Source organism: Caballeronia sp. LZ035, assembly GCF_031451175.1.
Classification (GTDB): domain Bacteria; phylum Pseudomonadota; class Gammaproteobacteria; order Burkholderiales; family Burkholderiaceae; genus Caballeronia.
The window spans coordinates 1,627,691-1,641,227 of the sequence record NZ_JARUXS010000001.1; the positions used below are offsets into that span (position 1 = coordinate 1,627,691).

Genomic DNA, 13,537 nt, shown 5'->3' on the forward strand with positions numbered 1-13,537 from the left:
GGCCGTCATGAACTTTCTGACCGAAATCGTTGCCTTCGTCGTCGCGATTGGCGTGCTTGTCGTCGTCCACGAATTCGGTCACTACAGCGTCGCGCGATGGTGCGGCGTCAAGGTGCTGCGTTTCTCCGTCGGTTTCGGCAAGCCGCTGGTGCAGTGGACCAGCAAGAAGACCGGCGTCGAATGGACCATCGCCGCGCTGCCGCTCGGCGGCTACGTGAAGATGCTCGACGAGCGCGAGGTCGATCCCGACGGCGGCACGAAGATTCCTTCCGAAGACCTGGCGCGCGCGTTCAACCGCCAGAGCGTCGCCAAACGCATTGCGATCGTCGCGGCGGGGCCGATCGCCAACTTCCTGCTGGCCATTGCGCTGTTCTCCGCGGTGTTCGCGGCCGGCGTCACCGAACCCGCCGCGATCGTGTCGCAACCGGCGCCGGACACGGCCGCCGCGCGCGCCGGCTTCGAGGGCGGCGAGACGGTGGTCGCGATGCGCGACGCTTCGGGCGGCGAAACGCACACGATCCGCTCCTGGTCCGACCTGCGCTGGAAGCTGCTCGACGCCGCGTTCGATCATCGCCGCGTGGTGTTGTCAGCGAAAACGCACGACGGCACCTTCGACTTCCCGGTGAGCGTCACAGGCATCACCGACGCCGACGCCGATCAGGATTTCATGGACAAGCTCGGCTTCACGCCGGGCGGCGGCACGCTCACGGTCGCGGCCGTGGAAGCGGGCAGCGCGGCGCAGAAGAGCGGGCTCAAGGCCGGCGACACGCTGCGCACCATCGACGGCCGCACGGTCGACAATGCGACCAGTTTCATCGATTACGTGAAGGCCCACGGCGGCAAGCCGGTGACGCTCGGCATCGAGCGCAATGGCAAGCTCGATGCCGTGCAGATCACGCCCGACCTCAAGCACGACGCGACGACCGGCAAGGAAATCGGCCGGATTGGCGCGGCGCTCGGCAATGTGCTGCCTTCGGTCAAGGTGCGCTACGGGCCGATCGAAAGCCTGCGTCTGGGCGTGAACCGCACCTGGGACATCAGCGCGTACTCGCTGCGCATGTTCGGGCGGATGATCGTCGGCGAGGCGTCGCTCAAGAATCTGTCGGGACCGGTCACCATCGCGGACTATGCGGGCAAGAGCGCGAGGCTGGGTGTGTCGGCGTTTTTGTCGTTTCTGGCGCTCGTCAGCATCAGCCTGGGTGTGTTGAACTTGTTACCGATTCCGGTTCTGGACGGTGGGCATCTGTTATATTATTTGGTTGAGGCTGTCACCGGCAAAGCCGTATCCGATCGCTGGCAGCTGGTTCTGCAAAGGGCGGGCCTGGTCTGCATCGTCGCGCTCTCGATGATTGCGCTGTTCAACGACCTCGCGCGTCTGATTCGTTTCTGATCCACTTTGACAATTTCTGGCGGCGTCGCTCGGGCGACCGCTGGAACGAATGCAGCTTTAAATACTGGGGAAGCACGTTGTTCAAACCTCATCGCTTTGTTCCTAAGACGGCTGTGGCCGCGGCGCTCGCCGCGACGGGTATGGCGGCACACGCCACCACGCCGTTCGTCGTGCAGGATATTCGGATCGACGGTCTTCAGCGCATCGAACCGGGCTCCGTGTTCGCATATCTGCCGATCAAGCAAGGCGACACCTTCACCGACGACAAAGCCTCCGAAGCGATCCGCGCGCTCTACGCAACGGGCTTCTTCAACGACGTGCAGATCGCCACGGAAGGGAACGTGGTGGTCGTGCAGGTGCAGGAACGTCCGGCCATCTCGAGCATCGACTTCGCCGGCCTGCACGAGTTCGACAAGGAAAACCTGACGAAGGCGCTGCGCTCGGTGGGTCTGTCGCAAGGGCGCTCGTACGACAAGGCGCTGGTCGACAAGGCTGAGCAGGAACTGAAGCGGCAATACCTGACGCGCGGCTACTACGCGGCGGAAGTGACCACCACGGTGACGCCGGTGGACCGCAACCGCGTGTCCATCCTGTTCTCGGTGGCCGAAGGCCCGAGCGCGAAGATCCGCCAGATCAACTTCGTCGGCAACAAGGCGGTCAGTTCGAGCACGCTGCTGGGCGAAATGCAGCTCTCCACGCCGAACTGGTTCTCCTGGTACACGAAGAGCGACCTCTACGCGAAGGAAAAGCTCACGGGCGACCTCGAGAACGTGCGCTCGTACTACCTGAATCGCGGCTATCTCGAATTCAGCATCGACTCGACGCAGGTGTCCATCTCGCCGGACAAGAAGGACATGTACCTGACGATCGCCGTGCATGAAGGCGAGCCGTACAAGATCAGCAGCATCAAGCTGTCGGGCAATCTGCTCGACCGCGAGGCCGAGCTCAAGAAGCTCGTGAAGATCAAGCCGGGCGACCGCTTCTCGGCCGAGAAACTGCAGGCCACCACGAAGTCGATCGTCGACAAGCTCGGCGAATACGGTTACGCGTTCGCGCAGGTCAACGCGCAGCCGGACATCGACCAGAAAGATCACACCGTCGCGCTGACATTGCAGGTGGATCCGAGCCGCCGCGTGTATGTGCGGCGCGTGAACATCGTCGGCAATACGCGTACGCGCGACGAAGTGGTCCGCCGCGAAATGCGCCAGCTGGAAAGCTCGTGGTTCGATTCGAGCCGTCTCGCGCTCTCGAAGGACCGTATCAACCGTCTGGGCTACTTCACGGACGTGGACGTGGCCACGGTGCCGGTCGAAGGCACGAACGACCAGGTGGACGTCGACGTCAAGGTGGCCGAAAAGCCGACCGGCGCCATCACGCTGGGCGCGGGCTTCTCGTCCACGGACAAGGTGGTGCTCTCGGCGGGCGTGTCGCAGGACAACGTGTTCGGTTCGGGCACGAGCCTCTCGGTCAACATCAACACTGCGAAGACGTACCGCACGCTGACCGTTACGCAGGTCGATCCGTACTTCACCATCGACGGCATCAAGCGCATTACCGACGCGTACTACCGCACCTACCAGCCGCTGTACTACTCGACCGATTCGAGCTTCCGGATCGTGACGATGGGCGCGGACACGAAGTTCGGCATTCCGTTCTCGGAACAGGACACGGTGTTCTTCGGCCTCGGCGCCGAGCAGAACACCATGGACCTGGACGCCGCCACGCCGAAGGCCTACACGAACTACGTGAACGAGTTCGGCCGCGTGGTGAACAACTATCCGCTGACGGTGGGCTGGTCGCGCGACAATCGCGACAGCGCGCTCGTGCCTAGCCGCGGCTACTACCTGCAATCGAACGCGGAATACGGCACGCCGATCGGCAACACCACGTACGCGAAGTTCGACGCGCAGTTCCAGTATTACTACTCGTTCGCGCGCGGCTTCGTGCTCGGCTTCAACCTGCAGGGCGGCTACGGCAAGGGGCTGGACGGCCAGACGTACCCGATCTTCAAGAACTACTACGCGGGCGGTATCGGTTCGGTGCGCGGTTACTCGCCGAGCTCGCTGGGTCCGCGCGACGCCACCACGAACGACCCGATCGGCGGCTCGCGCATGGCGGTCGGCAATATCGAGTTGACGTTCCCGCTGCCGGGTACCGGCTATGACCGTACGCTGCGCGTGTTCACCTTCCTCGATGCCGGTAACGTCTGGGGCGACCCGGGTCAGGGCGGCACGACCAGCGGCGCCAACGGCCTGCGCTACGGCTACGGTGTGGGTCTCGCGTGGATCTCGCCGATCGGCCCGCTCAAGCTGAGCCTGGGTTTCCCGCTGCAGAAGCATGAAGGCGATCAGTATCAGAAGTTCCAGTTCCAGATCGGTACGGCTTTCTAAGCGGCTCACCGATGAACCCGAACTGCATTCAATTCGACGTAACGTGAGGAAGACTTTGCGAACCGGTAAGCTTGCGAAACACAGGGCACTGGCGCTTGCGTTGTCGTTGGTTCTCGGCCTGGGCGCCGCCGCCGGCGCGAGCGCGCAGGAAGCGCGCATCGCGGCGGTCAATTCAGACCGGATCCTGCGCGAATCGGCGGCGGCCAAGGCCGCGCAGTCGAAGCTGGAGCAGGAATTCGCCAAGCGCGACAAGGCGCTGCAGGACATGGCGCAGCGCCTGAAGGCGATGTCGGACAACATCGACAAGAACGGCGCGTCCATGGCTCCGGCCGACCGCGCCGCCCGCCAGCGTGACCTCGCGCAGACCGACGCGGATTTCCAGCGCAAGCAGCGCGAGTTCCGCGAAGACCTGAACCAGCGCCGCAATGAAGAACTCGCGGCCGTGCTGGACCGGGCCAACAAGGTCATCAAGCAGATCGCGGAACAGCAGCACTATGACCTGATCGTGCAGGAGGCGGTGTATGTCAGCCCGCGCATCGACATCACGGATCAGGTGCTGAAGGCGCTCGCGGCGAATTCGAACGGCACGGGCGCGAGCGGCACGAGCCCGAACTGACGAGGACTGAGAGGAGATGGCATCAGGCATGGCGATCACGCTCGACGAACTGGTGAAGCGCTTCGGCGGTGAAGTCACCGGCAACGGGGCGCATCGAGTCGGGAGTCTCGCACCGCTCGACAAGGCGGATTCCACCCAGCTCGCGTTTCTCGCGAATCAGAAGTATCTGCCGCAGGTCGAGACGACTCAGGCAGGCGCAGTGCTCATTTCGCACGCCGATCTCGAGAAAGTGACGAATCGCGCGGGCAGTAACTTCATCGTCACGCCCAACCCCTACGCTTACTTCGCCCGCGTGGCGCAGGCCTTCATCGACCTGGCCACGCCGAAGGCCGTGCCCGGCGTGCATCCGAGCGCGTATGTCGATCCCGCTGCGAAGGTTGCGGCGAGCGCCGTGATCGGACCGCACGTGACGGTGGAAGCGGGCGCGGTGATCGGCGAGCGCGTGAAGCTCGATGCCGGCGTGACGGTGGGCCAGCGCGTCACGCTCGGCGACGACGTGCATCTGTATCCCCACGTCACCGTCTATCACGGCTGTACGCTCGGCGCGCGCGTGATCGTGCACGCGGGCGCGGTGATCGGCGCGGACGGTTTCGGTTTCGCACCGGACTTCACCGGCGAAGGCGAGGCCCGCACCGGCAACTGGGTGAAGATTCCGCAGGTCGGCGCGGTGAAGATCGCCGCTGACGTCGAGATCGGCGCGAACACCACGATCGATCGCGGTGCGATGGCGGATACCGTCATCGAGGAATGCGTGAAGATCGATAATCTCGTGCAGATCGGCCATAACTGCCGCATCGGCGCGTACACGGTGATTGCCGGGTGCGCGGGCATCGCGGGCAGCACCAGCATTGGCCGGCATTGCATGATCGGCGGCGCCGTGGGCATCGCGGGACACGTGACGCTCGCGGACTACGTGATCGTCACGGCGCAGTCGGGCGTCTCGAAGTCGCTGCTCAAGCCCGGCATGTACACGAGCGCGTTCCCGGCCGTGCCGCACGCGGACTGGAACAAGAGCGCGGCGATCATGCGCAATCTCGACAAGATGCGCGAGCGCATCAAGGCGCTGGAAAGCGCGCTCGCCGGTGCGGGCACGCGCGACGACGAGCGCGGCAGCTAAGGCAAGCGGCGGCAACCGGCGGCGACCGGCCGCATTCGGCCGCGGCAGAATCGAAACGGGCCCGTCCGAACCGCCGGACTGGACCTGGCAAGAGACACAGCAATCCGGGCGGGCGTCGCAGACGGCCCGCCATCCCATTTCCACGCGGGACCCGCGCGTGAGCAGAACGACCATGAGCACAGAAAAAATCAATCTCGACATCCACAAGATCCTCACGCTGCTGCCGCATCGCTACCCGATCCTGCTCGTGGACCGCGTGCTCGAACTCGAGCCGCACAAGAGCATCAAAGCGTTGAAGAACGTGACGATCAACGAGCCGTATTTCCAGGGCCACTTCCCGACGCGTCCGGTCATGCCGGGCGTGCTGATTCTCGAAGCGCTCGCGCAGACGGCGGCGCTCCTGACCTTCGCGGAAGAGCCGCACGATCCGACCAACACGCTGTACTACTTCGTCGGCATCGATGGCGCGCGTTTCAAGCGCGTAGTGGAACCGGGCGACCAGCTGATCCTCAACGTGACTTTCGAGCGCTACATGCGCGGCATCTGGAAGTTCAAGGCGCGCGCCGAAGTGGATGGCGTGACCGCCGCCGAAGCCGAACTCATGTGTACCGTGAAGACCACGGACGCCTGAGCGCAGGGGCGTCATCCGGGTCAGAGAAACGAGCAGCACGAACAGCATAGGCGAACAGCGCATGAGCAAGATTCACCCCTCCGCGATCATCGAGCCGGGCGCTCAGCTCGACGAGTCCGTCGAGATCGGACCGTACGCGATCGTCGGCGCGCACGTCGTGATCGGCGCCGGCACGACGGTCGGCTCGCACAGCGTGATCGAAGGCCATACGACCATTGGCCGCGACAATCGCATCGGCCATTACGCGTCGATCGGCGGCCGTCCGCAGGACATGAAGTACAAGGACGAGCCGACCCGCCTGGAAATCGGCGACCGCAACACCATCCGCGAATTCACGACGCTGCATACCGGCACGGTGCAGGACCAGGGCCTGACCTCCATCGGCAGCGACTGCTGGATCATGGCCTACGTGCACGTGGGCCATGACTGCCGGCTCGGCGACAACGTCATCATGTCGAGCAACGCGCAGCTAGCGGGCCACGTGACTGTCGGCGATCACGCGATCATCGGCGGCATGTCGGGCGTGCACCAGTTCGTGCGCATCGGCGCGCATTCGATGCTGGGCGGCGCGTCGGCGCTCGTGCAGGACGTGCCGCCGTTCGTGATCGCGGCGGGCAACAAGGCGGAGCCGCACGGCATCAACGTGGAAGGGCTGCGCCGCCGCGGCTTCACGCCGGACGCCATCTCGGCGCTGCGCTCGGCTTATCGCATCGTCTACAAGAGCGGCCTGTCGCTCGAAGAAGCCAAGTTGCAGCTCCAGGATCTCGGCGCCGCGGGCGGCGAGGGCGACGAGGTGGTCAAGGCATTCGCCGGCTTCATCGCGGCCTCGCAGCGCGGCATCATCCGCTAGACCGCCGCCCGATGACCCCGTTCAACCTTCCGCCGCGCGTCGCGATGGTCGCCGGCGAGCCGTCTGGCGACCTGCTCGCGGCCTCGCTGCTCAAGGGCCTGAAAGGCGCGCTGCCCGACGGCACGCGCTATAGCGGCATCGGCGGCCCGCGCATGACGGCCGAAGGCTTCGAAGCGCACTGGCCGATGGACAAGCTGACCGTGCGCGGCTATGTCGAAGCGCTGAAGCACATTCCCGAGATTCTGGGCATCCGCAACGAGATCAAGCGGCAACTGCTGGCGGAGCCGCCGTCGGTGTTCATCGGCGTGGACGCGCCCGATTTCAACTTCGGCCTGGAGCAGCCGCTGCGCGAAGCCGGCATTCCGACCATTCACTTCGTCTGTCCGTCCATTTGGGCGTGGCGCGGCGGGCGCATCAAGAAGATCGTCAAGGCCGTCGATCACATGCTGTGCGTGTTCCCATTCGAAACCGCGCTGATGGAGAAGGCAGGCGTGGCGGCGAGCTACGTCGGCCATCCGCTCGCCGACGAGATTCCGCTCGAACCCGACACGCAGGGTGCGCGCCGTGAACTCGGCATCGCGACGGGCGGCCCGGTGATTGCCGTGCTGCCGGGCAGCCGGCGTTCGGAGATCGCGCTGATCGGCCCGACCTTCTTCGACGCGATGGAGTTGATGCAGCAGCGCGAGCCGGGCGTGCGTTTTCTGATGCCCGCCGCGAATCCGGCGTTGCGTGAATTGCTGCGGCCGCTCGTGGACGCGCATCCGAAGCTGTCGCTGACGATCACCGACGGCAACGCCCAGCGCGCGATGACCGCCGCCGACGCGATCCTCGTCAAGAGCGGCACGGTCACACTGGAAGCCGCGCTGCTGAAGAAGCCGATGGTGATCTCGTACAAGGTGCCCTGGCTCACCGGCCAGATCATGAAGCGGCAGGGCTATCTGCCGTACGTGGGTCTGCCGAATATTCTCGCGGGTCGTTTTGTCGTGCCGGAGCTGTTGCAGCATTTCGCGACGCCGGAGGCGCTCGCGGACGCGACGCTGAAACAGTTGAACGACGAGGCCAACCGCCGTACGCTGACGGACATCTTCACCGAGATGCATATCGCGCTGCGCCAGAATACGTCGCAGAAGGCGGCGGAGGCCGTGGCGCGCGTGCTCGATACGCGGAGACCCCGGTAATGACGGCAACCCGACTCACCCAATCCGGCCTCGATTTCAGTTCGCCGCTCGACATCATCTGCGGCGTGGATGAAGCGGGCCGTGGCCCGCTGGCGGGACCGGTGGTCGCGGCGGCGGTGATCTTCGATCCCGCGAAACCGCGCATCAACGGGCTCGACGACTCGAAGGCGCTGAGCGCGAAGCGCCGCGAAGAGTTGTACGAGAAGATCGTCGACCGGGCGCTGGCGTTTTGCATTGCGTCGGCGAGCGTCGAGGAAATCGACACCATCAACATCCTGCATGCATCCATGCTCGCGATGAAACGCGCGGTGGAAGGCCTGTCCGTCGCGCCTACGCTGGTGAAGGTGGACGGCAATCGCTGCCCGACGCTCTCGATTCGCGCGGAAGCGGTCATCGGCGGCGACGCGCTCATCAAGCAGATTTCGGCCGCGTCCATTCTTGCGAAGGTCACGCGCGACCGCATGCTCGTCGAATTGCACGACGTCCATCCGATGTACGGCTTCAACGTGCATTCGGGCTACGGCACGCCGCAGCACCTGAAGGCGCTGCGCGAACACGGGCCGTGCGTGCATCATCGGCGCTCGTTCGCACCGGTGCGCGAGGCGCATGCACGCTTCGGTTCGGTGCTGCCGCAAATCGCGCCGGAAGTGCTCGAAGTCACCGCAGCGGCGCAAGACGATTCGGACACGCTGGCCTTCTGAGCGGTATTCGACACTACGTGAAATCCATCACCTCGCGGGACAATCCGCTCTACAAGCGCATCAAGGCGCTCGCCGGTTCGACGGCGCAGCAGCGCCGCAGCGGCCACGCGCTGCTCGAAGGCCTGCATCTCGCTTCCGCCTATCTCGACGCCGCAGGGCAACCGGAAACCTGCATCGTCACCGAGGGGGCGCTCACGCACGAGGAAGCGCGCGGGATCGTCGCACGCATCGAGGAAAAGCGCGTGATGGTGCTGCCCGATGCGCTGTTTGGCCAGCTGTCGAGCGTCGTGCATGGCGTCGGCATGCTGCTGCTGGTCGAGAAGCTCGAAGCCGATATGCCTGCGCGGGTCGCCGACACCTGCGTGATCCTCGATGGCGTGCAGGACGCCGGCAACGTCGGCTCGATTCTGCGCAGCGCGGCCGCGGCCGGCATCACGCGCGTGTTCTGCGCACCGGGGACCGCGTATGCGTGGTCGTCGAAGGTATTGCGCTCGGGCATGGGCGCGCACTTTCTGCTGGACATCTTCGAGGACGTCGAAGCGGCCGGGCTGATCGCGCGGCTCGACGCGCCTGTCACGATCACCGATTCGCACGGCGCTGAAGCGCTGTACGACTGCGACCTGTCCGGCGCGCTGGCGTGGGTGTTCGGCAACGAAGGGGCGGGCGTGTCGCAGGTCTGGCGCGATGCCGTTACGCATCGCGTGACGATTCCTCAGCCGGGCGGCATGGAGTCGCTGAATGTGGCGGCTGCGGCGGCGATCTGTCTGTTCGAGCAGTGCCGCCAGCAGCGCTGAGCCTGTCTTGGTACGTCAGTAATACGAAGGCCGTTCGGGCTTCACTTCCTGCAGAATCGTCGTGGCGATTTCCTCGATCGACTTGTGCGTCGACGACAGCCACTTGACGCCCTCGCGCTTCATCATCATCTCGGCTTCATTGATCTCGTAGCGGCAATTCTCCAGCGCCGCGTACTTGCTGCCCGGACGCCGCTCGTTGCGGATCTCGGAGAGCCGCTGCGGATCAATTGACAGGCCGAACATCTTTTCGCGATGCTCGAGCAGCGGCGTCGGCAGCTTGCCGCGCTCGAAGTCTTCCGGAATCAGCGGATAGTTTGCCGCTTTCACACCGTACTGCATCGCCAGGTAGAGGCTGGTCGGCGTTTTGCCGCTGCGCGACACGCCGACGAGAATCACATCGGCATCGGCGAGATTGCGGTTGGACTGGCCGTCGTCGTGCGCGAGCGAGAAGTTGATCGCCTCGATGCGGTTCTTGTATTCCTCGGTATCGGCGTTCTGGTGCACGCGGCCCATCGCGTGCGTGGACTTGATTTCCAGTTCCTGTTCGAGCGGCTCGATGAAGGTCTGGAACATGTCGAGCACCAGCGCCTTGCAGCCCTTGACGACCTCGTTCGACGCACTGTCCACCAGCGTCGTGAAGACAATCGGCCGGCGGCCGTCCAGCGCGATGGTCTCGTTGATCTTCTCGACGGTCGCGTAGGCCTTGTCGATCGAATCGACGAACGGCACGCGCACGAGCCGGAATTTCTGGTCGAACTGGGCGAGGATCGAATGCGCGAAGGTTTCGGCAGTGATCCCGGTACCGTCGGAAACGATGAATACGGAAGGCGGCATCGGCGGAAAGAGGAAGCAAAGAAGAAACGGGTGGAAGCGGTGGCAAGCGTGTCTGAGGCGCCATTCAACGGGGGCGCGAAAGCACGGACGCCGTAAAAACCTGTGTTATGGTAACTGACCGCCGGCGAAGAGAAAAACGAGTGCAGACCGGGCGCCTGGGTGTGGGATGCCCCACGAACAGGCCCGAAACACCTCGATTTTGCCGTTGAACCCCCGCCTGATCGAAACAATTTTGAAATACGGCAAGGTAGAATAGCGGCAACCTGTTCGATAAGCAATTGCGGACAAACTGAAGCGCATTTTCGTCAAATCGCGGTCGTTTCGTGGCTTTTGTAGCGTGTTCCAGGTAAATCCACGGTTTCGAGCAAGTTTCCGACGTTTCGCTTCTTTTTGACCACGCCCCGGCATCAACCGGTATCAACCGGCATCAAGCGGCGCGGCTCCCCGAAGGCTTATCAAACAGGTTGTACGAGAGGCAGCATGCGCTTCCAATGAGCGCCGCCGCCTGTGAGCCCACTCGTGCGATCGAGAATTCCATCCACCTTAGGGGCTTGTATGACTAACGCAGTCAATGTCGCGAAAGATGTCGCAAAGGATCAGGCGTATGTAGTTCCATTCGAGCAGTTGCGAATGACCGACGTGGAAATCGTCGGTGGCAAGAATGCGTCGCTCGGCGAAATGATCAGCCAGCTGTCCGAAGCCGGCGTTCGCGTGCCCACGGGCTTCGCCACCACGGCCCTCGCATTCCGCGACTTTCTCCAGCACAACACGCTGACGGACCGCATCGCGAAGCGTCTCGAAACCTTCGACGTCGACGACGTCAAGGCGCTTGCCGAAGCCGGCAAGGAAATCCGTCAGTGGATCGTCGACGCGCCGCTGCAACCGCGTCTCGAAGAAGAAATCCGCCGTGGCTTCGAGGTCCTGCAAAACAGCTCGCCCGAAGAACTGTCGTTCGCCGTGCGTTCGTCGGCCACCGCCGAGGACTTGCCCGACGCCTCCTTCGCGGGCCAGCAGGAAAGCTATCTGAACGTGGTCGGCGTCGAGGACGTGCTCGATCGCATGAAGCACGTGTTCGCCTCGCTGTACAACGACCGCGCCATCTCGTATCGCGTCCACAAGGGCTTCACGCATGCTGAAGTCGCGCTGTCGGCGGGCGTGCAGCGCATGGTGCGCTCGGACGTCGGCGCGGCGGGCGTGATGTTCACCATCGACACCGAGTCGGGCTTCAAGGAAACCGTCTTCATCACGTCGAGCTACGGCCTGGGCGAAACGGTCGTGCAGGGCGCAGTGAATCCGGACGAATTCCACGTCTTCAAGACCACGCTCGAACAGAACAAGTATCCGATCATCCGCCGGTCGATCGGCTCCAAGCTCATCAAGATGGAATTCACGAAGCCGGGCGAGCCGGGCCGCGTGAAGACCGTCGACGTGCCGCACGAGCAGCGCAACCGCTTCTCGATCACCGACGAAGACGTGATCGAACTCGCGAAGTACGCGGTCATCATCGAGAAGCACTATCAGCGTCCGATGGACATCGAGTGGGGCAAGGACGGCCGCGACGGCAAGCTGTTCATCCTCCAGGCGCGTCCCGAAACGGTGAAGAGCCAGGCGTCCGGCAAGGCCGAAATGCGCTTCAAGCTGAAGGGCCAGTCGAACGTGCTGACGACCGGCCGCGCGATCGGCCAGAAGATCGGCGCGGGTCCGGTGCGCGTCATTCACGACCCGTCGGAGATGGAACGCGTGCAGCCGGGCGACGTGCTGGTCGCCGACATGACCGACCCGAACTGGGAACCGGTGATGAAGCGCGCATCGGCCATCGTGACGAATCGCGGCGGGCGTACCTGCCATGCGGCCATCATCGCGCGTGAGCTGGGCGTGCCGGCAGTAGTTGGCTGCGGCGACGCAACGGACATTCTGAAGGACGGCGCGCTCGTCACCGTGTCGTGCGCGGAAGGCGATGAAGGCCGGGTCTACGACGGCCTGCTCGAAACCGAAGTGACCGAAGTCCAGCGCGGCGAACTGCCGGCGATTCCGGTCAAGATCATGATGAACGTCGGCAATCCGCAACTCGCGTTCGACTTCGCGCAGCTGCCGAACGCGGGCGTCGGTCTGGCGCGTCTCGAATTCATCATCAACAACAACATCGGCGTCCATCCGAAGGCGATTCTGGAGTATCCGAACGTCGACGCGGACCTGAAGAAGGCCGTGGAGAGCGTTGCGCGTGGCCATGCGTCGCCGCGTGCGTTCTATGTCGACAAGCTGACGGAAGGGATCGCCACTATCGCCGCGGCGTTCTATCCGAAGCCCGTGATCGTGCGCCTGTCCGACTTCAAGTCGAACGAGTACAAGAAGCTGATTGGCGGCTCGCGCTATGAGCCGGACGAAGAGAATCCGATGCTTGGTTTCCGCGGCGCGTCGCGCTATATCGCGGAAGACTTCGCCGAGGCGTTCCACATGGAATGCATCGCGCTGAAGAAGGTGCGCGAGGAGATGGGTCTCGACAACGTCCAGATCATGGTGCCGTTCGTGCGGACGCTGAAGCAGGCGGACCGCGTGATCGAACTGCTGGCGAAGTTCGGCCTGAAGAGCGGTACGAACGGCCTCAAGCTCGTGATGATGTGCGAGGTGCCGTCCAACGCGATCCTCGCCGAGCAGTTCCTGAAGCGCTTCGACGGCTTCTCGATCGGCTCGAACGACCTGACGCAGCTGACGCTCGGCCTCGATCGCGACTCCGGCATGGAACTGCTCGCGGCGGACTTCGACGAACGCGACGAAGCGGTCCAGTTCATGCTCAAGCGCGCGATCGAAACGTGCCTGCGGCTAAACAAGTATGTCGGTATTTGCGGACAAGGCCCGTCGGATCATCCGGACCTCGCCGTATGGCTGGCGGAACTGGGCATCGAATCGATGTCGCTGAACCCGGACACGATCATCGACACCTGGCAGCAATTGGCGAAGGCCTTGTCGAAATAAGCAAAATCCGCCTTTCTCGATGCTTTCGGAAAGGCGCGAGCGTGCTATAAAAACACCCCGGAC

At 63.8% G+C, this 13,537-nt stretch carries 11 protein-coding genes; 10 read left to right on the plus strand and 1 reads right to left on the minus strand.

All coding sequences use genetic code 11. The features are described from left to right. Nucleotides 1-7: 7 nt before the first annotated feature. From rseP to QCE88_RS07685, 9 genes are all read left to right on the plus strand, one after another. Nucleotides 8-1,390 carry an RIP metalloprotease RseP gene (gene rseP / locus QCE88_RS07645; RefSeq protein ID WP_309900633.1) on the plus strand — a complete coding sequence of 461 codons (1,383 nt, stop codon included), beginning with the start codon at nt 8-10 and terminating at the stop codon, nt 1,388-1,390. A gap of 77 nt (nt 1,391-1,467) precedes the next feature. Beyond that, entirely contained in the window at nt 1,468-3,780 is a 2,313-nt protein-coding gene (gene bamA, locus QCE88_RS07650) for an outer membrane protein assembly factor BamA (RefSeq protein WP_309831929.1), read from the plus strand. A 43-nt stretch (nt 3,781-3,823) separates the two neighbouring features. Further along, nucleotides 3,824-4,396, plus strand: a complete 573-nt coding sequence (locus QCE88_RS07655) for an OmpH family outer membrane protein (protein WP_409018060.1) — start codon at nt 3,824-3,826, stop codon at nt 4,394-4,396. 28 nt (nt 4,397-4,424) lie between these two features. Further along, on the plus strand, nt 4,425-5,513 hold the full coding sequence (gene lpxD, locus QCE88_RS07660; RefSeq protein WP_309903452.1) for a UDP-3-O-(3-hydroxymyristoyl)glucosamine N-acyltransferase: 1,089 nt from the start codon (nt 4,425-4,427) through the stop codon (nt 5,511-5,513). Between the two features lie 172 nt (nt 5,514-5,685). Beyond that, entirely contained in the window at nt 5,686-6,144 is a 459-nt protein-coding gene (fabZ, locus tag QCE88_RS07665; RefSeq protein WP_309808082.1) for a 3-hydroxyacyl-ACP dehydratase FabZ, read from the plus strand. Between the two features lie 61 nt (nt 6,145-6,205). After that, nucleotides 6,206-6,994 (plus strand): acyl-ACP--UDP-N-acetylglucosamine O-acyltransferase, encoded by a 789-nt coding sequence (lpxA, locus tag QCE88_RS07670; RefSeq protein WP_309900636.1) that lies wholly within the window; start codon nt 6,206-6,208, stop codon nt 6,992-6,994. Nucleotides 6,995-7,005: 11 nt separating this feature from the next. Next, on the plus strand, nt 7,006-8,172 hold the full coding sequence (gene lpxB / locus QCE88_RS07675; protein WP_309900638.1) for a lipid-A-disaccharide synthase: 1,167 nt from the start codon (nt 7,006-7,008) through the stop codon (nt 8,170-8,172). Further along, complete coding sequence (rnhB, locus tag QCE88_RS07680) at nt 8,172-8,873, plus strand: ribonuclease HII (protein ID WP_309900640.1); 702 nt, start codon at nt 8,172-8,174, stop codon at nt 8,871-8,873. Before lpxB ends, rnhB begins: the two co-directional genes overlap by 1 nt. Before the next feature lie 17 nt (nt 8,874-8,890). Then, nucleotides 8,891-9,667 (plus strand): RNA methyltransferase, encoded by a 777-nt coding sequence (locus QCE88_RS07685; protein ID WP_309900642.1) that lies wholly within the window; start codon nt 8,891-8,893, stop codon nt 9,665-9,667. Nucleotides 9,668-9,682: 15 nt separating this feature from the next. Here the strand turns inward: QCE88_RS07685 and QCE88_RS07690 are convergent, their stop codons facing one another. Further along, a complete protein-coding gene (locus QCE88_RS07690) occupies nt 9,683-10,501 on the minus strand; it encodes a pyruvate, water dikinase regulatory protein (RefSeq protein ID WP_309831945.1) in 819 nt (272 codons plus the stop codon). A 555-nt stretch (nt 10,502-11,056) separates the two neighbouring features. Between QCE88_RS07690 and ppsA the strand changes: the two genes are divergently transcribed. Then, nucleotides 11,057-13,474, plus strand: coding sequence for a phosphoenolpyruvate synthase (gene ppsA, locus QCE88_RS07695; protein WP_309900643.1), 2,418 nt, complete (start codon nt 11,057-11,059; stop codon nt 13,472-13,474). The last annotated feature ends 63 nt before the right edge of the window (nt 13,475-13,537 follow it).

Coding starts and splice junctions, on each gene's coding strand:
- rnhB (WP_309900640.1), top strand. CDS start 8,172: ATGACGGCAACCCGACTCACCCAATCCGGCCTCGATTTCAGTTCGCCG.
- rseP (WP_309900633.1), top strand. CDS start 8: ATGAACTTTCTGACCGAAATCGTTGCCTTCGTCGTCGCGATTGGCGTG.
- ppsA (WP_309900643.1), top strand. CDS start 11,057: ATGACTAACGCAGTCAATGTCGCGAAAGATGTCGCAAAGGATCAGGCG.
- QCE88_RS07690 (WP_309831945.1), bottom strand. CDS start 10,501: ATGCCGCCTTCCGTATTCATCGTTTCCGACGGTACCGGGATCACTGCC.
- fabZ (WP_309808082.1), top strand. CDS start 5,686: ATGAGCACAGAAAAAATCAATCTCGACATCCACAAGATCCTCACGCTG.
- lpxA (WP_309900636.1), top strand. CDS start 6,206: ATGAGCAAGATTCACCCCTCCGCGATCATCGAGCCGGGCGCTCAGCTC.
- lpxB (WP_309900638.1), top strand. CDS start 7,006: ATGACCCCGTTCAACCTTCCGCCGCGCGTCGCGATGGTCGCCGGCGAG.
- lpxD (WP_309903452.1), top strand. CDS start 4,425: ATGGCGATCACGCTCGACGAACTGGTGAAGCGCTTCGGCGGTGAAGTC.